Here is a 17,927-nt window from a genome sequence, read left to right on the forward strand (position 1 = left end):
CAGCCCCATCATGATCGAGCTTCAGCCGCGCAACCCGCTTCCGCAATTCCGGCAGACGGTCACCGGCGCGGCCGTAACGGAGCTCAGGCGGCGCATCCTCTCCGGCTCGGTCGCGGCCGGCGAGGCGCTGCGGCAGGACGCGCTCGCCCGCGAGTTCGGCATCAGCCGCATCCCGATCCGCGAGGCTTTCCGCCAGCTCGCGGCGGAAGGCCTCGTCACGCTGCACCCGCATCGCGGAGCGGTGGTGACGGCGCTGTCCGCCTCCGACATCGCCGAGCTGTTCGACTTGCGTGCCATGCTGGAGCCGGACCTGATCCGCCGCGCCGTGCCACGCCTCCAGCAGGGCGACTTCCTGCGCGCCGAGCAGATCCTCACCGAATATGCCGAGGCGATCCGCGTCGGCGATCTCGACGCCTGGGGCGAACTCAACACCGAATATCACCTCGCGCTCTACCGCGCCGCCGACCGCCACCAGACGCTCGATCTCGTCCGCATGCTGCTCGCCAATACGGATCGCTACACCCGCGTCCAGCTCGCCATGTCCGAGGGTGCCACCGCCCGCGCCAAGGCCGAGCACGCCGCCCTGCTCGATCTCTGCCGCAGCGGCGACGCCGACGGAGCGGCGCAGCTCACGCTGGAGCACGTCCTCGCCGTCAGGCACGACCTTCTGCGGCTTCTCGCGCCGCCGGAACCCGCATCGGACATTCCGCAGGCACCGGCCGACTGACCGGCGCCCTCGCCTTTACGCAGCACCAATGAGGACGGAACAGATATGACGATTGGAGTGGGTGGGTCGAGCTTCGAGGCGGAGCTCGCCAAGCTGAAGCCGATGACCGACGGCATCGAGCCGATCACGGTCAAGGAATACAAGGCGCGCATCGCCAAGGCGCAGGCGCTGCTGCGCGAGCAGGGCCTGCAGGCGCTCTATCTCGATACCTCGACGAGCCTGGCCTACTACACGGGCATCCAGCTCAACCTGACCGAGCGCCTGCACGGCGCCATCATCCCGGTCGAGGGCGAGGTGGTCTATCTCAGCCCCACCTTCGAGGAGCCCAAGACCCGCGAATACATGAAGTTCGGCGACGACGTCCGCTGCTGGGAAGAGCACGAGGACCCGACCGAACTGGTCATCGATACGATCCGCAGTCTCGGCTACGAGAGCGGCCAGGTCGCGCTCGACCCGCACACCCCCTTCTTCATCGTCGACGGGCTGCGCAAGGCCGGCAACCGCTTCTCGTTCACCCATGGCAACACCATCACGGCTGCCTGCCGCCAGCTGAAGTCGGCAGCCGAGATCGCCCTGATCCAGCGCGCCATGGACATCACCATGGAGGTGCACCGCGCCGCGGCCCGCACGCTGCAGGTCGGCATCACCACCGCGCAGCTGAAGCAGTTCCTGGATCAGGCGCACCGCAAGCTCGGCATGAACTGGACCAGCGGCGCCGCCCAGTTCGGCGAGGCGACCGCCTATCCGCACGGCGTGCCCTATGAGCAGACCCTGGCCGATGGCGACATGGTGCTGATCGACATGGGCACCAAGGTCGGCGGCTACCGCTCAGACATCACCCGAACCTATGTCTTCGGCGAGCCAACCGACCGCCAGCGCGAAATCTGGGACCTGGAGAAGCGGGCGCAGCTCGCGGGTTTCGCGGCGGCCAAGCTCGGCGCGCCCTGCGAGAACGTCGACTTCGGCGCCCGCGGCGTCATCGAGGCGGCCGGCTACGGCCCCGGCTACAAGGTGCCCGGCCTGCCGCATCGCACCGGCCACGGGCTCGGCCTCGACGTCCATGAGGAATCCTTCATGGTGAAGGGCAACAAGACCCCGCTCCAGGCCGGCATGTGCTTCTCGATCGAGCCGATGATGTGCATCTACGGGGAGTTCGGCGTCCGCCTCGAGGACATCGCCTATATGACCGAGGACGGCGCCCGCTGGTTCACCGAGCCCTCCCATACGGTCGATGACCCCTTCGCTTACGAGGCCTGAGACGGCAAACTTCCGGCTAGTCCCGGCGGATCGGGCGCGGACTCTTCAGCAGGCCGCGCCCGCATTGCTTGCTGCGCCGGCGCAGCCCGCCCTAGCCGCGAAGCCGGGCATCCACTAGAAAATGGGGACACGGATGTTTCGGAACTCGTCGTGCTCCCATTTCGACCCTCTCGACCGGCGCCATGGCCGGCTCGGCCCACCACAGACCCGGGCGTAAGCGCGACGCTGTCGGGAACGTTCGGCATGCGGCTTGGTTTGATGCTTCAATCGCGTCTCATGGAGGTCCCGATGAGACATGTCGCGCTAGCGGCTTTTCTCGCTCTGGCGGCCGCGACGGCCGCCGACGCCCAGACACGCCCGTCCACCGTCTCCCGCCCCTGCGCGGCGAGCCAGCGCGACGTACAGGTGCATGGCGCCATCGTGCTCGGCACCGGCGGCTATACCTATGATCGCTTCGTCGCCAATCGCAGCTTCTGCCAGTTCGATGAAGGCTTGGACCCGGCCTGGGTCCCCAGCCGGGACCAGCAGGCCTGCTTCGTGGGCTATCGCTGCAAGTCGCAGTCGCGCTGGTTCGAAGATTGAGCGGCTGCGCCAGATTCGCATGAACGACCGAACCCATCTTCTGTTGCTCGCGTCACGCTGCGAGGCTTCGAGCAAGCCTGACCGCATGCTGGACGCCGATATCTACGAGGCTCTCGGCTACACCGTGCGGCGCAAGCCCACGCGGCTCGCGACGCGCCGGACGCCCGCCGGCGGCATCTACCAGCACGGCGGCTTCTGGAAGACGCTCGGCGCCGTCAGCGCCGATATCGACGTCGCGATCTCACTGCTGCGGCATAGGGCGCCCGGCTGGAGCTGGAGCCTGCAATGCCTGGCGGGCGAAGAGGCGATGGCCTTCCAGGCGCTCGTCGCAGAATGCTCCGGTCAGGGCGCGATGGGTTCGCTCGCGCTCTGCGCCGCCATGCTGAGGGCGCTGGCCCGGCGCGATCCGCCCTCCCCCGTCGAAACAGAGGAATCGGAAGCCGGCTCCGATGCGCGCCTCACGGAAACTTGACCATCGGTCAATCGCTTGCAGTTGAATGCTGGCACGCCATGGCTAGTCTGCTGCCGGTTCCGAGGGGGAAAATCATGCAGGAAGCCTATATCTCGCGCCGCGCCGCTCTCGCGGGCGCCAGCGCCCTCGTTGCTGCGACGACACTCGATCTGCCCGGCCTCGCCTACCCGGCCCAAGCACAAGGAACGCCCGTGAATCAGGCTCCCGGTTTCTACCGCTACAAGATCGGCGACATCACGCTGACGGCGATCAATGACGGCTTCGCCAGGCGCCCGCTCGAGGGCTTCGTCCGCAATGCCGAACTCGCCGACGTCAAGAAGGCGATGGAGCAGGCCTTCCTGCCCCAGGATGCGCTGAACATCACCTTCACCACCCTGGCGATCCAGAGCGGCGGCAAGCTCACCCTGATCGACACCGGCAACGGCGATTCGGGCGCGCCGACCTCGGGCGCCTGGATGACGAACTTCAAGGCCGCCGGCTTCGATCCGAAGGACGTCTCCACCGTCGTGTTCAGCCATTTCCACGGCGACCACATCAACGGCTTCCGGCTCAAGGACGGCACGGCCGTCTTCCCGAATGCCGAAGTCATGGTTCCGGCGGCCGAATGGGCCTTCTGGATGGACGACGCCAAGGCGAGCGCCGCGCCCGAAGCCATGAAGGGCGCCTTCGCCGGTGTCCGTCGCGTCTTCTCGCCGATCGCCAAGGATGTGAAGCAGTTCGAGGCCGGCAAGGAAATCTTGCCCGGCATTACTGCGATCGCCGCTCCGGGCCACACGCCCGGTCACACCGTCTTCGCCGCCACCTCCGGCAGCGGCAAGCTGATGATCATGTCGGACACGACCAACCACCCGGCTCTCTTCGTCCGCAATCCGGACTGGTCGGCCGTCTTCGACATGGACGGCCCGCAGGCTGCCGCCACCCGCCGCAAGCTGCTGGACATGGTCACCGCCGAGCGGATGCAGGTCGCCTTCTACCATGCGCCCTTCCCGGCCGTCGGCCATATCGGCAAGGCCGGCAACGGCTTCGAGATGGTACCGGTGCAGTGGAGCACGGCTCTCTGACCGACAGCCTCTGTCGCTCGATTGAAGGCCGGGCGCCCTGCCCGGCCTTTTTCGTTCGGTGACCTCGCGACGCGCCATCCTTGCGTGCTAAGCCTGCGCGCTATTGCAGGGCCTGCGTTCAGGACACGCCATGACCGATCGATACGGCGCGATTTCCTTCGTCGCCAGCGAAACCCCTGAAGCGCAGGCCGCGCTCGACAAGCTGGTCGAGCGCTATGGCAATCCGGACCCGGCCGAGGCCGATGTCGTGGTCGCGCTCGGCGGCGACGGGCTGATGCTGCAGACGCTCCACCGCTTCCTCGGCACCGGCAAACCGATCTACGGCATGAACCGCGGCTCGGTCGGCTTCCTGATGAACGAATTCAAGGAGCGTGGCCTGCGCAAGCGGCTGGAGGCCGCGCAACGCAGCATCGTGCACCCGCTCTCGATGCTGGCGGTCGACCGCAAGGGCGGCACGGTGCAGGCCAAGGCCATCAACGAGGTTTCGCTGCTGCGCCGCTCCTATCAGGCCGCGAAGCTGCGCATTTCCGTCGATGGGCAGGAGCGTCTGCCGGAGCTGATTGCCGACGGCGTTCTGCTCGCCACGCCCGCGGGCTCCTCGGCCTACAACCTCTCGGCCAATGGCCCGATCCTGCCTCTCGACGCACCGCTGCTCGCGTTGACCCCGATTTCGGCGTTCCGGCCGCGTCGCTGGCGCGGAGCGCTGCTGCCGGACCACGCCAAGGTGCTGATCGAGGTGCTGGAGGCGGACAAGCGGCCGGTCAGTGCTGTCGCCGATCACACGCAGATCGACGAAGTCAGCATGGTGGCCATCGAGATCGACCGCAATGTCGACCTCGTCATGCTGCACGATCCCGGCCACAGTCTGGACGAGCGCATCCTGCGGGAGCAGTTCGGCTACTGACTGCCGTTAAGCCGCGTCGCGCAGATCGCCCGCTTCGAGCTCGATCAGGAAGGATGGATCGGCCTCGATCAGCAGCGCGAGTGCGGCATCGTCGGCGAGCGAATCCGCCAATACGCGCGCTTCCTCGCGCGCTGCCTCGGCGTCCATCCGCCGCAGCAGCGCCATCAGCGCGTTGGTCTCCGGCCCTTGAAGCGCCTCGCAGGCGATCAGCACCGCGCGCATCAGACCCCGATCGATACCCTGGCGAGCGTTGCCGGCGTCGAAGCCCCGCCCATTGAGGGCGAGGATGGCCGACGTGAAGGCGGGCTCCAGCGCGGCCGGCAGCCCGGCCTTGCGACAGAGAGCCTTGAGGCCGGCGCCCCGCCTGTCGCGCAACAGCGCCGCGACGCGCTCGGCCGGCAATTCGGAGAGCGAGACGAACGCGGCCTCCGCCAGCGCCGGCTCGCCGCTGAGCAGCGAGCGCAGCATCAGTCCCGGCGTCAGCCGTCCGGTCGCGCGCAGCACCTCGACGATCGAGGGCGCATCGCTCGCCTCTCCGCCGGCGGCGAGCGAGACCGCGACCCGCTCGGTCGCCTCCCGCGCCAGCCTTGCGCTGCGTTCCGGCGTCAGCCAGCCGCAGCCAGTGACGAAATTCGCCAAAGTATCCGACACCCGGGCCGCGATGGTCTGGCGCAGCCCGGCCGGCAGGTCAGGACGCTCCAGCAGAGCCTCGCGCAGCGGGCCGCTGTCGCCGCAGCGCTCGACGATGCGTTCGAGCGAGAAATCCGCGATGAGTGCCGTGCGATTGCCTGCGAGCGTGACGAGCGCGTCCTCGCAGCCGACCTCCGCCAGAGCCGCACCGACGCTGGCCGGAAGACAGCGGCGCATGGCGATGGCGCGCTGCGCCAGCTTGTCGCCGATGGCGGCGGCATCGACGAGGTCGGCCTCGGTCAGCACCGGAGAATGCGCCAGCATCAGCGCCGCGACATCGCTCTGCTCGGCAATCAGCGCGAGCGCGAGCGTGCGCGGCGTGTCGGTCGACGAGGCCATCTCCTCGGCGATGGCGCGGCGCACCAGCGGCGAAGGATCGTCGACCAGCGCGATCAGCGCGGTCTCGGCCTCATGCCGCTCTTCCTCCGAGAGGACGGAGCGCAGATAGGCGCTGGCGAGCGTGGCGGCTCCAGTGGCTCGCGCCTCGGCGGGCGCGGTCCGGGCCCAGAGGAGGAAACGGCGAACGATCATGCTCCGCCCCGCTGGGTCATGAAGGAGGACAGGTCGAGTGGCCCGGGGCGCGCGGCGCCCGAGCCGGAGAGATCGGTCGGCCGCGACGGCGGCAGCGGCGAGGTCACCGCCTTGCCAGCATCCGCACCTGCAGCCGCATCGCCTTGCCGCATGCGCGGATAGAAGCGCTCGACGCTATCGAGCGAAGCCGTACGCGTGCCGCCCTGCACCGGCGTCGTCCACAGATTGGCGACAGCCCGCGAGACCGGCTCGCGAGAACCGCCCGTCGAGAACAGTCCAACGAGCCCCCGCGCCCGCTCCGGGCGCAGGCCAACGGCAAGTTCGGCCACCGGCGTATCGTCCTGCACCGGCTGCACGGCCTGCCCCTGCTGCGTCGCCGCGGCGGCTGCGAACTGAGTGCCGGCATGGCTGGCGGAGAGCACGCCATAGACCTCCTGGGCGCTGCGCGCCCGGCCGGCCTTGTCGTAGAAGATCGAGCGGTTCGAGGCCGCAGCCTCCGGGAAATCCCGGGCCGCCACGCGGTTCGGGTCGCTGGCCGCGGCGCGGATCAGGTCGGAGGCACCGCGCGCGCCGAGCACATGCGCCATGTAGAGCTCGCCGGATTGCGGCTGCCGGCCGAGGCTGGAGGAGAGCTGCTCCCGGTTCTTCTGGGTCAGCGCCCCGGCCATCACGGCCGAGACCTGCGGATCGTTGCGAAGCTGCAGGATCTTGTCGCGCGTCGCCGGGTCGGCGACGCTAAGGCGCCCGCCATTATCGGAGATGGCAGCGGCATATTGCGAGAGGCCCTGCTTCGGCCCCTCCTGCTTCACCATCGCGAGCCAGGTCTGCTCGATGAACTGGAAGAGCCCGGTGGCGCTCGATGTCTTCGCCTTGGCGTCCGGCTCCAGGGCGGATTCGCGCTGCGCCGTCTTGAGCAGGTAGTCGAAGCCCGTCCCCGTCTTCTCGGCGCCCTGGCGGATGGCGCTGACGACCGGGTTCGCGGCTGGCTGCGCCTCGCGGCTCTGCGGCGTGCTGAAAAGGAACATCGAAACCTTCGGCGGCGGCCTCCGCGCAATGCGGAAGCACGATCCGAAGAGTGAAGGATTATGGTAAGCGAAGCGTTAAGCGCAGTCCCGCACAGAGCTGAGGCGCGCTTTCCGCTTTCCAGCCACAAAATCGCGTTCTAGGACTTTCCGCCGGCTCATCGGCCGGACGGCGATGCGGAGGACGACGAATGGCGGATGCGGTGCGCCACAAGCGCGGCGGAATCTATTTCGAGGATTTCCACGTCGGCACGGTCATCGAGCACGGCCTGACCCGGACCGTGACCCAGATGGACAACATGTTGTTCTCCAACATGACGCTGAACCCGCAGCCGCTTCACATCGACGCGCATTTCTGTGCGACCGAGACCGAATGGGGCAAGCCGCTGATGAACTCGCTGTTCACGCTGGGACTGATGATCGGCATCTCGGTCCACGACACCACGGTCGGCACCACCATCGGCAATCTCGGCATGACCGACGTCACCTTCCCGGCCCCGCTCTTCGAGGGCGACACGGTGAACTGCACCACCGAGATCGTCGCCAAGCGCGAGTCGCGCTCGCGGCCCGATGCCGGCATCGTCGAGTTCCTGCACAAGACCTACAAGCAGGACGGCACGCTGGTCGCGCAGTGCCGCCGGCAGGCCTTCATGAAGAAGCGGCCCGCCCCTGCCACGGTCGCGGTCTGACGGCATGCGCTCGCTCCTGTTCGTGCCGGGCGACAGCCCGAAGAAGCAGCAGAAGGGCTTGGAGAGCGGCGCCGACGCGCTGATCCTGGACCTCGAGGATTCCGTCGCTCTGAATCAGAAGCCGCAGGCGCGCGAGATCACCCGCGCCTTCCTCGAATCCGCCCGCGCCCTGCCGCGCCGGCCCCTCCTGATCGTGCGGATCAACGCGATGTCGACCGGCATGAGCGACACCGATCTCGATGCCGTCATGCCCGGCGCGCCGGATGCGATCATGCTGCCGAAATCGGAAGGTGGCCCCGATGTCGGCCATCTCGCCGCCCAGATCGCGGTGCGTGAAGCCGAAACGGATCTGCCCGACGGTGCGACACGGATCATCCCCATCGCCACCGAGACCGGCAAGGGCATCTTCGGGCTCGGCAGCTATGCCCGCTCCTCGCACCGGCTGATGGCGCTGACCTGGGGCGCCGAGGACCTCGCGGCCGATCTCGGCGCCGAGACCAACCGGCTGGAGAGCGGCAGCTACACCGACCCCTATCGCCTCGCCCGCGCCCTGACCCTTCTCGGCGCCAGCGCCGCGCAGGTCGATGCGATCGATACCGTCTTCACCAATTTCCGCGACGACGCGGCCTTCCGTGCCGAATGCCTGGCCTCACGGCGCGACGGCTTCACCGGCAAGATGGCGATCCATCCGGCGCAGGTCGCCCCCATCAACGAGATTTTCTCGCCATCGCCGGAGGCGCTCGCCAAGGCGGAGCAAATCATCGCGCTGTTCGAGGCCAATCCGGGCGCGGGCGTGATCGGGCTCGATGGCGAAATGCTGGATCGTCCCCATCTGACAAAGGCGCAGCGGCTGGTCGCGCGCGCTCGTAAGCTGGCTGAATAAGCGGCTGGAGGCGATTCGAATGACTCAGGTTTTTGAAATCTCGGGGATGCATTGCGGCGGCTGCGCCTCGCGCGTCCAGCAAGCTGCGACGGCGCTCGCGCCCGGCGCGACCGTGACGCTCGACCCGCCGCGCATGACCCTGCCCGACAGCGCGAAGCTCGATGCCGAAGCGATCAACCGCAAGCTCGCCGAACTCGGCGACTATCGCGCCAAGCCGCTGGCGGGCTGAGACACGTCCGCCACAGCGCGTCATCTCGGGCCTGACCCGAGCATATCTGCCCGAAGGAGGCTCTGGCGCTCTCTCTTCCCGAGAATGACGCCTTGCCGTGTCTAACCGCCCGGCGGTCGCTGGATCGAGAACAGGCTCGTCACCTCGGCATAGTCGGCATAGCCGCAGCGCGCGATCGGATTGGCCCCGGCAGTATCGAAGCGCCCGTCCTTGACGAAGGCGTCGTCGATGAAGGTGCCGACGACCTGCCCCAGCACCATCCAGCGCGGCACCAGTTCGCCGTTCATGTCCTGCAGTTGCTGGATCGAGATGAGCTTGCATTCGAGCGCGGCCGGCGTGCCCGCGACGCGCGGCGGCTTGACGAAGCGCGACGGCGCCATCTCAAGCCCGGCATGGGCATATTCGCTTGTCCCCCGCGGCAGCGGCGCCGAGGTCAGGTTCATCGGCCCCGCGAGAGCCTTCGTCACCAGCGAACAGGTGAATTCGCCGGTCTCCTCGACGAAGGCAACCGCATCCTTCTTCTGCTCGGAGGAGAACATCACAATGTTCGGCCGCCCCGAGATGGCGTTGAAGAAGCTGTAGGGCGAGAGATTGACCTCCCCCTTCGCGCTCAGAGCCGTGATCCAGCCAATCGGCCGGGGTGCCACGATCGCCTTGAACGGATCATGGGCGAAGCCGAGATCGTCCTTCGTTGCGGAATAGCAGGTCACGCTCAGGCTCCGTAGTGGCTGACGATCTCGGCCATCACGGGCCGGTCGCGATCGGTGATCGGCGCGGTCGGCGTCCCGATATGGACGAAGCCGGCGATGCGCTCGTCATCGCCGAGCCCGAAGGCCGACAGCACCTCGCGGTCAAAGCCGAACCAGTTCGTCAGCCAGGAGCCGGCATAGCCCATGGCATGGGCGGCGACGAGCATGTTCATGCAGACCGCGCCGGAGGAGAGCTCCTGCTCCCAGAGCGGGATCTTGACGTGTTCGCGGGCCCGCGAGACCACCGCCACGATAACGGGCGCATGCAGCAGGCGCTTGCGCTCGAACTCCACCTGCTCCTCGCTGGCCTGCGGGTTGCGCTCGCGGAAGACGCGGGCGACGACCTCGGCCGCCTTCTCACGCGCCGCGCCGCTGAACACGATGAAACGCCAGGGCACCAACTTTCCGTGATCGGGGACGCGCGCCGCAATGGCGAGCAATTCGTCGAGCTGGGAGCCTTCCGGCCCCGGAGTGGCGAGGAACTGCGGCGGCACCGAGCGACGCAGCTTGAGCAGGGAGAGCGTATCGGTCATGAAGCATCCGGAAGATGGCGATCGCATTGACCTATGCCTTCGCCTTGATGAGGACAAGCGAGCCTGCTCATACATCGCCGCAGGATCGCCGAGGACCTGGAAGCATGCTTGAACTGGATGGTTTCGAAGCTGGCCGCCGCCTCGCCGGCGTCGCCCTGGCGTTCGCCGTCCTGCTCGCCCCGGCTTCGGCCCAGACTCCGGCGCCGACCCAGCCCCAGAGCCCCGCCCAATCGCCCGGCACGGGCGCGCCTGCCCCGCTCGGGCCGGCACCGCTCGGCGCCTCGCTGAACCAGGCGCGCCTCTCCGTATCGGCCCAGTTCTTCGGCAGCCGCCAGCCCATCCGCTCCGGCCTGAACTGGCGCATCCTGACCGAGATGGCCGACGGCTCCCCCGCCCGAATCGTGGCGCGCTCCACCGACGCCGAGGCCACCTTCTCGCTGCCGCCGGGCGTCTACGTCATCCATGCCGCCTATGGCTTCGCCAGCGGCACCAAGCGGATCAACCTCGGGATGGCGGGCCTGCGCGACCAGGTGGCGATCAGCGCCGGCGCGCTCTCTCTGGCGGGCTCCATCGGCGATGCGCCGATTCCGGCGGCACAGCTCACCTTCTCGGTCTTCGTGCCATTGCAGGGCAACTCCGAAGGCCGGCTCGTCACGAGCGGCGCGAAGGCCGGCGAGATCGTCCGCCTGCCCGAGGGCACCTATCATATCGTCTCGACCTACGGCGATTCGAACGCCATCCAGCGCGCCGACGTGAAGGTCGAGACCGGCAAGGTCACGGACGCCACACTGCATCACCGCGCCGCCAAGGTGACGTTGAAGCTCGTCGCCGCGGCCGGTGGCGAGGCTTTCGCCGGCACCGCCTTCAGCGTGCTGACCCCGGGCGGCGACGTGATTCGGGAGGCGATCGGCGCTTTCCCGCAGGTCATCCTGGCCGAAGGCGACTATGTCCTGATCGCCCGGCAGGAGGGTCAGGTCTATTCGCGCGACTTCAAGGTGGAGTCCGGAGCCGACCGCGACATCGAGGTCCTGGCGAAGTAGGACTCCGTCATGCTCGGGTCTGACCCGAGCATCTCCGGCAGGATGAGGCCCCGGTTGCTCCTTGTCCCGACATTCAATTGGTCGGCTTCGCCCGGCCGCCCGCCGTCTCGATCTTGATCGTGCCGACCCCTGCGACGATGCCGTCGGCGAGGCGCAGCGCCATGCAGCGATACCCGGCATCGACCAGATGCAGCCCGTCCATGCCGACGAGTTCCTCCGGTGTGAACTGGCGCGAGCTCGACCAGCCCTTCATCATCGCATAGCGCGGGAAGAGTGCGACGCCCTGCTCCTGCGCCGTCTTCCGCATCACGGCGCGGTAATCGTCGTAATGCGGATAGCGCCCCTCGCGCGGCAGCCACGGCAGGTCCATGAGGATCATGTCGATCCCGGCGGCCCGGCTGATGCCGATGCCCTTGCGCAGGATCTTGGCGAGCTTTTCCTCGCCGATATCGCGGATGGCTTCCGTGATCGCCGTCTGCCAGATCACGACGGCGGGCTTCTCGGCCACAACGTCCGCTTCCATGCGCAGTAGCATATCATAGGCCGACTGGCCCCCGACGCCCTTGTTGATCACCTTGATCTCGGCGCCCGGCAGCCGCCGCCTGAGCTCGGCCTCCAGCACGGCGGGGTAGCTCTTGTCTCCGGCGCGGTCGCCGGAGCCCGCCGTGGTCGAGGAGCCGAGCGCCACCACCGTCAGGGCGCCGGTCTCCTGCAGCGCCTTGCGCGCGGCGGGCAGATTCGGCTGAAAGGGTGATTTGACCGCATCCGCCCGGCAACGTGCATCGGCCGCCGCTGGCGTCGGAGCCGCATGAACGGAAGAATTCAGCGCAACGACAAGGAGGGCCGCGGCAGCGCTGCGCCACGTCCAGCAGTAGGCTCGGCGCTCGCGCCACGATTCGTGATGATTTGATACCACGACAGGAAAATCCCTAGCCCTGTCAGAAATGTAACCCCGCCAGCGCAGATCAGCAACTGAACGCCCGGCGCGAAGGATGTTTCCGCCAGCACGATCTGGCCGATGATCGACAGCACGATCCCGACGCAGAAGACATGCAGCGAGTTCCGCCCGGCTGCGGCGAAGGCGCGCCCGAACGCATGCCTGCCCATCGCCGACCCCGCCGGCAGCCAGCGGATCGCCAGCCAGCTCAGCGCCGCGATGTGCAGAAGCCGGCTCCAGGCGAGATTGGTCTTGTCGGAGCCGAGCTGTACGGAATCGAACCAGTCGTTCAAGGCGCCGATGCCGGTCGGGTTGCCGGTCGAGGTCTTCGCCCACCAGGCCAGGACGATGAAAGTGACAGCCCCGACATCGAGCCATCTCAGCCGCGGCAGGCCGACGCCGAGCAGCGCGCCACGGCCAATGACGATGCCGAGCGTGAACACGACCTGCCAGGCGAAGGGGTTGAAGAACCAGCCCGCTTCTCCATTGGGCAGATTGAGCTCGAAGGCCAGCGCCGCCTGCCATATCGCCAGCGAGCAGAGCAGCGTTCCCAGCGGGCTCGCCCGCACACCGGCATAGATCGCGGGGAAGAGCGCCAGCAGGACGATGTAGAGCGGCAGGATGTCCAGATAGGACGGCTGGTAGGTCAGCGTCAGCGCGCCGATCAGCGCCTCGACCGTGTCTCGGAAGAAAGGCTGGATGTTGATGGTCTCGATATAAAGCGGGTTCTGCGTCTGCGTGACGGCCGTCGCGACCACGCCGCATACGATGATGAACACGGCGATGTGGGCAATGTAGAGCGTCCAGAGCCGCCCGCCGAGTTTCAGGGCCGCAAGCGCCAGGCCGCGCTGCTCGATGAGTCCGCCATAGGCCAGCGCCGCCGAGACGCCGGCGAGCAGCACGAAGATGTCCGCCGCATCCGAGAAGCCGAAATTATGCGGCATATAGGCCGCAACCACATTCCCCGGCATGTGGTTGATGAAGATGATCATCAGCGCCAGCCCACGCAGCACATCGATCCGCGCATCCCGCACTTTCTCCAGCCGCACGGCACCGTCGGCCGGACGGCCGAAGAGCAGAAAGTGCCGGAAGGAGGCGATGGACGACACGGAGAGGCTCCTCCGGCAGGCTTGGGGCAGATCGGCAAGGGAACGCGGCTGAACCGTCGTCGTTCCCGATGGAGGCGACGAGGATGAATGAATCCTGCAATCGCCGTTCATCTGCCGTTCATAAAACTGGAAGCGCTCGACGTCACGCAGCAGATTGTCACAACCCCGTGTGAGGCAGGGTCGCGAGGCATTGCGGCGGCAGCGGGACGAGCGCGGCGTCAGCACGTCAATGTGAACCGGAGGGGCGCCACGGGTCGGGGCAGAACCGTCATTCTCGGGCGAAGCGAAGCGCAGACCCGAGAATCTCAGGAGAAGAAAACGCCAGAGCTTCCTCCGGCATGTGATGCTCGGGTCGAGCCCGAGCATGACGGCGAGCCGGCCTAGTAAGGCGGCTCCGCATAGACCGGCTTGCCGTCGATCAGCAGGCGCTTGATCGCAGCCGCGCCGGAGGACGAGACTGAGGCAACCACTTCGATCCGGGCCTTATCGGTGGTCTCGATGACCTTGCCCTCGCCCTGAGGCACGAAGAAGCTTTCGAGCCCATAGGTGACGCGCAGGCGTCTGCGGTTGCAGTCTGTCGTACCATCCTGGTTCAAGGCACAGGCGCCGGTCGTGGTCACCTGCCCTGCGATCACCACGGCGTCGCCGCTCGCCCTTGGCCATTCGCGCGAGACGCTGGCGGCCTGCGCGAAGCCTTCCGCGTCGCGCTGCAGCGCCACATAGACCTTCTCGCCACGCCTGTACCGTTCGCCACCTGCCTCGGCCTCGACCGTGCTGATCGGATAGGCCAGCACGACATAGTCGCCGCGGAAGAGATCGCGCGGATCGATCGGCACGGTCCTGAGCCGGATCTCCGCGCCGCTTCGCAGAATCCGCGCCCGCTGCTCGACGAGCGCGAGCAGCACGAGCGCCAGCAGCAACACAGTCGCCAGCGCGCGCCACGCCAGCGGCACCTTTGCGATCAGCGCATCGGCAGAAAGCGCGCGCATCACGAGGCCTCCTTCTCAGGCGGATTGAGGCGCGCGAACAGGCGCCGCGCGCCGGAGGCGATCGCCAGCAAGGCGGCCCCCGCGACGAGGAAGAACAGCGACTGGTCGAGCAGCGTGCCGATCGTCTGCCAGAGCAGGATCAGGATCGCGACGCCGAACAGAACCGAACCCGCCATCACCAATCTCCGCACGCCTCCGGCCGCACCCGCAGCCACCAGCGCCGTAGCCGTGAGCAGGACCAGGCTCGCAACGATGATCTTGCCGGCCATGGCGGTGACGATGCCGCTCCAGAACACGGCCGGAACCAGTAGGGCGAAGGCGAGCGCAGCCGCCAGCGGCCAGGCGAAACGTCGCTCGCGGGCGAGCCCCGCCAGGCTGGCGACGAGCGGGACGGCGACGGCATAGGCCAGGAAGACGAAGCGGAAGGCATGTCCGGCACGCGCTTCCTCGCGGTCGAGGATGCGGATCAACTCGACGTTCAGCACCAGAACCAGCCCAAGCAGCCCCCAGGGCAGGCATGCGGTCAGCACCGATGGCAGGCCCCGGTCGAGCGCCAGCGCCCCCAGCGCCACATAGAACACGGCAATGGCCAGCCCATAGGCCAGGAGCCCGTAGTCGAAGCGGTTGAACAGCACATAGCCCGGAGCCATGACCAGCCAAAGCGCCGCCGCCAGCACCACGAGATGATGAACCAGCCGGTTATCGCGCGACAGCGAGAGCCAGAGCGCCGGCAGGTAGAGGATGAAGAAGCCGAGATGGACGCCGCTTTGCGCCTCCTCCCAGCGCCCGCCGCTCCAGGCGCAGATCGCGATGAGCGCGATCGCCAGCGCGCCGTTCGAGCGCATTAGGAACGCGGCGATGAGGCCGCCCAGCGCGACCAGCAGCGCCCCGCCCGGCCAGTCGGCAGGCAGGTGGTACATCTGGCCGATCAATGCGAGCCCGGCACCGAAGATCAGCACGCCGCAGGTCGCGGCGGCATCGGCGCCTCGCGGCGAATCGCGGAGTTCCAGCCGGAAGGCATATGCGAAGCAGGCCGCAATGGCCGCCAGGATCATGCCGAGCTTGACGAGGCGCGGGATATCTTCCCAGCCCGCCGCGACGAAGGCCGCGACGCTGGCCGCGATCAGCAGGCCGCCGAGCAGCCCAAGCAGCGCCGGCAGGCGCACCCCGCCCTGCTCGCGGGCGACCGAGCGCCGGATCGCGCCGGCGCTCTCGGCGCTCAGCAGCCCTCCGGCTACCCAACGGGTAAGGTCGGCCTCGAGCCGCTTACGATAGGAACTCCCCAGCATGGCCGGCAATCTGGCATGACGGGGTGGGGATTAGCTAGTGGCGCCGGCCACCCCCGTCATTCTCGGGCGAAGCAAGGCTTCGACCCGAGAATCTCTTGAAGGATAGGGCGCCCTCTTGTCCCGGGATGCCCGGGTCGAGCCCGAGCATGAAGGCAGATCACGCCGCCCTGACGGCCTTCAGACGCGCCAGATCCGGCGCCAGCGCTTCCTGCGTCAGCAGGGCGAGCATCTCCGAGAGCGGCATCACCGTCTGGGCCTGGCTGCCGAGGCGGCGGATCGTCACGGTCTTCTCCTCGGCCTCGCGCTTGCCGACGGCGATAATCACCGGAACCTTGGCCAGCGAGTGCTCACGCACCTTGTAGCTGATCTTCTCGTTGCGAAGATCAGCCCGGGCGCGCAGGCCTTCCGCCATGCACGCCATGACGACCTCCTCGGCATAGCCATCCGCATCCGAGGTGATAGGCGCGACGATGATCTGCTCGGGCGCGAGCCAGAGCGGGAAATGCCCGGCATGGTGCTCGATCAGGATGCCGGTGAAGCGCTCCAGCGAGCCGCAGATGGCGCGATGGACCATGACCGGCTGCTTCTTCTCGCCATCGGCGCCGATATAGAAGGCGCCGAACCGCTCCGGCAGGTTGAAGTCGACCTGCGTCGTGCCGCACTGCCAGTCGCGGCCAATGGCGTCGCGCAGCACATATTCGAACTTCGGCCCGTAGAAGGCGCCCTCGCCCGGATTGATCTCGGTCTTGATGCGATTGCCGGACTGCTTCGCGATCGTCTCCAGCACGGACTGCATCACCTCCTCGGCATGGTCCCAGAGTGCGTCGGAGCCGACACGCTTCTCGGGCCGGGTCGAGAGCTTGATGACGAGCTCCTCGGTGAAGCCGAAATCCTCATAGACCGACAGGATGAGGTCGTTGATCTTCAGGCACTCGGCGGCGAGCTGCTCCTCGGTGCAGAAGATGTGCGCGTCGTCCTGCGTGAAGCCGCGCACGCGCATCAGCCCGTGCAGGGCGCCGGACGGCTCGTAGCGATGAACGTTGCCGAATTCGGCAAGCCGGATCGGCAGATCGCGATAGCTCTTCAGGCCATGCTTGAAGATCTGGACATGGCCCGGGCAGTTCATCGGCTTCAGGGCGAAGACCTTGTGGTCGCGCTCCTTGTCCTCCGGGTTCTCGAAGGCCGAGGCGGACTTCACCGCGAACATGTTGTCCTGGTACCAGCCCCAGTGGCCCGAGGTCTCCCAGAGCGACTTGTCGAGGATCTGCGGCGCATTCACCTCCTCGTAGTCGGCGGCGAGCCGGCGGCGCATATAGGCGATGATCTCCTGGAACATCCGCCAGCCCTTGGAGTGCCAGAACACGACGCCCGGCCCCTCCTCCTGGAAGTGGAACAGGTCCATCTCCCGGCCGAGCTTGCGGTGGTCGCGCTTCTCCGCCTCCTCGAGCTGCTTCAGATAGGCATCGAGCTCTTCCTGCCTCGCGAAGGCCGTGCCGTAGATGCGGGTCAGCATCGCGTTGTTGCTGTCGCCGCGCCAATAGGCGCCGGCCACCTTCATCAGCTTGAAGGCGGTGCCCACCTTGCCGACGGACGTCATGTGCGGTCCGCGGCAGAGGTCGATCCATTCCCCCTGCGCATACATCTTGAGCGTCTGGTCGGCGGGGATCGCATCGACCAGCTCGACCTTGTAGGCCTCGCCCTTCTTGGCGAAGAAATCCTTGGCCTTGTCGCGGCTCCAGACGTCCTTGGTAAAGGGTTTGTCGCGCGCCACGATCTCCCGCATCTTCTTCTCGATCGCCGGGAAATCCTCCAAGCTGAAGGGCTCGTTGCGGGCGAAGTCGTAATAGAAGCCGTTCTCGATGACGGGGCCGATCGTGACCTGCGTGCCAGGGAAAAGTTCCTGCACCGCCTCGGCGAGGACGTGCGCGGCATCGTGCCGGATCAGCTCCAGCGAGCGCGGGTCCTCGCGGTTGAGGAACTCGATCTTGGCATCGCGGTCGATCGGATCGGCGAGATCGACGACAGTGCCGTCGAGCGCCATGGCAACCGTGCGCTTCAGGAGGGAGGGAGAAATGCCGCCCGCGATCTCCGCGCCGGTAATGCCGGAGGGGAACTCGCGCTTGGCGCCATCGGGAAATGTCAGGGAGATCGTCATCGATCGCGCTCCTGCTCACTCGGGGATACGAGCCCCGTAAGCCAAGGCCGGTTGCCTGTCGGAAGGACGCATGGACCCG

Annotated in this window: 19 protein-coding genes; 10 read left to right on the forward strand and 9 right to left on the reverse strand. The window is 67.4% G+C overall.

Annotated elements, in window-relative coordinates; all coding sequences use genetic code 11:
* Positions 1 to 10 precede the first annotated feature (10 nt).
* From BoBH3_RS12875 to BoBH3_RS12900, 6 genes are all read left to right on the forward strand, one after another.
* Positions 11 to 727, forward strand: a complete 717-nt coding sequence (locus tag BoBH3_RS12875) for a GntR family transcriptional regulator (protein ID WP_262331220.1) — start codon at positions 11 to 13, stop codon at positions 725 to 727.
* Between the two features lie 45 nt (positions 728 to 772).
* A complete protein-coding gene (locus BoBH3_RS12880) occupies positions 773 to 1,984 on the forward strand; it encodes a M24 family metallopeptidase (protein ID WP_262331221.1) in 1,212 nt (403 codons plus the stop codon).
* Between the two features lie 288 nt (positions 1,985 to 2,272).
* Positions 2,273 to 2,566 carry a hypothetical protein gene (locus BoBH3_RS12885; RefSeq protein ID WP_262331222.1) on the forward strand — a complete coding sequence of 98 codons (294 nt, stop codon included), beginning with the start codon at positions 2,273 to 2,275 and terminating at the stop codon, positions 2,564 to 2,566.
* 85 nt (positions 2,567 to 2,651) lie between these two features.
* On the forward strand, positions 2,652 to 3,038 hold the full coding sequence (locus tag BoBH3_RS12890) for a hypothetical protein (RefSeq protein ID WP_262331223.1): 387 nt from the start codon (positions 2,652 to 2,654) through the stop codon (positions 3,036 to 3,038).
* A 74-nt stretch (positions 3,039 to 3,112) separates the two neighbouring features.
* Positions 3,113 to 4,099 (forward strand): MBL fold metallo-hydrolase, encoded by a 987-nt coding sequence (locus BoBH3_RS12895; RefSeq protein ID WP_262331224.1) that lies wholly within the window; start codon positions 3,113 to 3,115, stop codon positions 4,097 to 4,099.
* A 130-nt stretch (positions 4,100 to 4,229) separates the two neighbouring features.
* Positions 4,230 to 5,003, forward strand: a complete 774-nt coding sequence (locus tag BoBH3_RS12900) for an NAD kinase (protein ID WP_262331225.1) — start codon at positions 4,230 to 4,232, stop codon at positions 5,001 to 5,003.
* 6 nt (positions 5,004 to 5,009) lie between these two features.
* On the opposite strand, the gene BoBH3_RS12905 is transcribed toward BoBH3_RS12900, so the two are convergent.
* Together BoBH3_RS12905 and BoBH3_RS12910 are read right to left on the reverse strand one after the other, a co-directional pair.
* Positions 5,010 to 6,224 (reverse strand): DUF2336 domain-containing protein, encoded by a 1,215-nt coding sequence (locus BoBH3_RS12905; protein ID WP_262331226.1) that lies wholly within the window; start codon positions 6,222 to 6,224, stop codon positions 5,010 to 5,012.
* On the reverse strand, positions 6,221 to 7,249 hold the full coding sequence (locus tag BoBH3_RS12910) for a lytic transglycosylase domain-containing protein (protein ID WP_262331227.1): 1,029 nt from the start codon (positions 7,247 to 7,249) through the stop codon (positions 6,221 to 6,223). Before BoBH3_RS12910 ends, BoBH3_RS12905 begins: the two co-directional genes overlap by 4 nt.
* Before the next feature lie 188 nt (positions 7,250 to 7,437).
* On the opposite strand from BoBH3_RS12910, the gene BoBH3_RS12915 reads away from it, so the two are divergent.
* From BoBH3_RS12915 to BoBH3_RS12925, 3 genes are read left to right on the forward strand one after another with little or no spacing between them, the layout of a single operon-like run.
* Positions 7,438 to 7,935, forward strand: coding sequence for a MaoC family dehydratase (locus BoBH3_RS12915; protein WP_262331228.1), 498 nt, complete (start codon positions 7,438 to 7,440; stop codon positions 7,933 to 7,935).
* Positions 7,936 to 7,939: 4 nt separating this feature from the next.
* A complete protein-coding gene (locus BoBH3_RS12920; RefSeq protein WP_262331229.1) occupies positions 7,940 to 8,818 on the forward strand; it encodes an HpcH/HpaI aldolase/citrate lyase family protein in 879 nt (292 codons plus the stop codon).
* A gap of 19 nt (positions 8,819 to 8,837) precedes the next feature.
* Complete coding sequence (locus BoBH3_RS12925) at positions 8,838 to 9,047, forward strand: heavy-metal-associated domain-containing protein (protein ID WP_262331230.1); 210 nt, start codon at positions 8,838 to 8,840, stop codon at positions 9,045 to 9,047.
* A 101-nt stretch (positions 9,048 to 9,148) separates the two neighbouring features.
* Here BoBH3_RS12925 and BoBH3_RS12930 read toward each other — a convergent pair whose 3' ends face one another.
* Both BoBH3_RS12930 and BoBH3_RS12935 read right to left on the reverse strand, forming a co-directional pair.
* Positions 9,149 to 9,757, reverse strand: coding sequence for a flavin reductase family protein (locus BoBH3_RS12930; RefSeq protein ID WP_262331231.1), 609 nt, complete (start codon positions 9,755 to 9,757; stop codon positions 9,149 to 9,151).
* Positions 9,758 to 9,759: 2 nt separating this feature from the next.
* Positions 9,760 to 10,329 (reverse strand): nitroreductase family protein, encoded by a 570-nt coding sequence (locus BoBH3_RS12935; protein ID WP_262331232.1) that lies wholly within the window; start codon positions 10,327 to 10,329, stop codon positions 9,760 to 9,762.
* 104 nt (positions 10,330 to 10,433) lie between these two features.
* On the opposite strand from BoBH3_RS12935, the gene BoBH3_RS12940 reads away from it, so the two are divergent.
* Positions 10,434 to 11,369 (forward strand): hypothetical protein, encoded by a 936-nt coding sequence (locus tag BoBH3_RS12940; protein WP_262331233.1) that lies wholly within the window; start codon positions 10,434 to 10,436, stop codon positions 11,367 to 11,369.
* A gap of 73 nt (positions 11,370 to 11,442) precedes the next feature.
* Here the strand turns inward: BoBH3_RS12940 and BoBH3_RS12945 are convergent, their stop codons facing one another.
* The 5 genes from BoBH3_RS12945 to thrS form a co-directional block, all read right to left on the reverse strand.
* Positions 11,443 to 12,285, reverse strand: coding sequence for an SGNH/GDSL hydrolase family protein (locus tag BoBH3_RS12945; RefSeq protein ID WP_465247129.1), 843 nt, complete (start codon positions 12,283 to 12,285; stop codon positions 11,443 to 11,445).
* Positions 12,192 to 13,415 (reverse strand): OpgC family protein, encoded by a 1,224-nt coding sequence (locus BoBH3_RS12950; protein ID WP_262331235.1) that lies wholly within the window; start codon positions 13,413 to 13,415, stop codon positions 12,192 to 12,194. Before BoBH3_RS12950 ends, BoBH3_RS12945 begins: the two co-directional genes overlap by 94 nt.
* A gap of 380 nt (positions 13,416 to 13,795) precedes the next feature.
* On the reverse strand, positions 13,796 to 14,404 hold the full coding sequence (locus BoBH3_RS12955; protein ID WP_262331236.1) for a GDYXXLXY domain-containing protein: 609 nt from the start codon (positions 14,402 to 14,404) through the stop codon (positions 13,796 to 13,798).
* Positions 14,404 to 15,693 carry a DUF2157 domain-containing protein gene (locus BoBH3_RS12960; RefSeq protein ID WP_262331237.1) on the reverse strand — a complete coding sequence of 430 codons (1,290 nt, stop codon included), beginning with the start codon at positions 15,691 to 15,693 and terminating at the stop codon, positions 14,404 to 14,406. Before BoBH3_RS12960 ends, BoBH3_RS12955 begins: the two co-directional genes overlap by 1 nt.
* A 157-nt stretch (positions 15,694 to 15,850) precedes the next feature.
* On the reverse strand, positions 15,851 to 17,848 hold the full coding sequence (gene thrS, locus BoBH3_RS12965; protein ID WP_262331238.1) for a threonine--tRNA ligase: 1,998 nt from the start codon (positions 17,846 to 17,848) through the stop codon (positions 15,851 to 15,853).
* Positions 17,849 to 17,927 lie beyond the last annotated feature (79 nt).

The organism is Allobosea sp. BH3 (assembly GCF_025499465.1).
In the GTDB taxonomy this organism is placed as follows: Bacteria; Pseudomonadota; Alphaproteobacteria; order Rhizobiales; family Beijerinckiaceae; genus Allobosea.

Coding starts and splice junctions, on each gene's coding strand:
- BoBH3_RS12875 (WP_262331220.1), top strand. CDS start 11: ATGATCGAGCTTCAGCCGCGCAACCCGCTTCCGCAATTCCGGCAGACG.
- BoBH3_RS12880 (WP_262331221.1), top strand. CDS start 773: ATGACGATTGGAGTGGGTGGGTCGAGCTTCGAGGCGGAGCTCGCCAAG.
- BoBH3_RS12885 (WP_262331222.1), top strand. CDS start 2,273: ATGAGACATGTCGCGCTAGCGGCTTTTCTCGCTCTGGCGGCCGCGACG.
- BoBH3_RS12890 (WP_262331223.1), top strand. CDS start 2,652: ATGCTGGACGCCGATATCTACGAGGCTCTCGGCTACACCGTGCGGCGC.
- BoBH3_RS12895 (WP_262331224.1), top strand. CDS start 3,113: ATGCAGGAAGCCTATATCTCGCGCCGCGCCGCTCTCGCGGGCGCCAGC.
- BoBH3_RS12900 (WP_262331225.1), top strand. CDS start 4,230: ATGACCGATCGATACGGCGCGATTTCCTTCGTCGCCAGCGAAACCCCT.
- BoBH3_RS12905 (WP_262331226.1), bottom strand. CDS start 6,224: ATGATCGTTCGCCGTTTCCTCCTCTGGGCCCGGACCGCGCCCGCCGAG.
- BoBH3_RS12910 (WP_262331227.1), bottom strand. CDS start 7,249: ATGTTCCTTTTCAGCACGCCGCAGAGCCGCGAGGCGCAGCCAGCCGCG.
- BoBH3_RS12915 (WP_262331228.1), top strand. CDS start 7,438: ATGGCGGATGCGGTGCGCCACAAGCGCGGCGGAATCTATTTCGAGGAT.
- BoBH3_RS12920 (WP_262331229.1), top strand. CDS start 7,940: ATGCGCTCGCTCCTGTTCGTGCCGGGCGACAGCCCGAAGAAGCAGCAG.
- BoBH3_RS12925 (WP_262331230.1), top strand. CDS start 8,838: ATGACTCAGGTTTTTGAAATCTCGGGGATGCATTGCGGCGGCTGCGCC.
- BoBH3_RS12935 (WP_262331232.1), bottom strand. CDS start 10,329: ATGACCGATACGCTCTCCCTGCTCAAGCTGCGTCGCTCGGTGCCGCCG.
- BoBH3_RS12940 (WP_262331233.1), top strand. CDS start 10,434: ATGCTTGAACTGGATGGTTTCGAAGCTGGCCGCCGCCTCGCCGGCGTC.
- BoBH3_RS12955 (WP_262331236.1), bottom strand. CDS start 14,404: ATGCGCGCGCTTTCTGCCGATGCGCTGATCGCAAAGGTGCCGCTGGCG.
- BoBH3_RS12960 (WP_262331237.1), bottom strand. CDS start 15,693: ATGCTGGGGAGTTCCTATCGTAAGCGGCTCGAGGCCGACCTTACCCGT.
- thrS (WP_262331238.1), bottom strand. CDS start 17,848: ATGACGATCTCCCTGACATTTCCCGATGGCGCCAAGCGCGAGTTCCCC.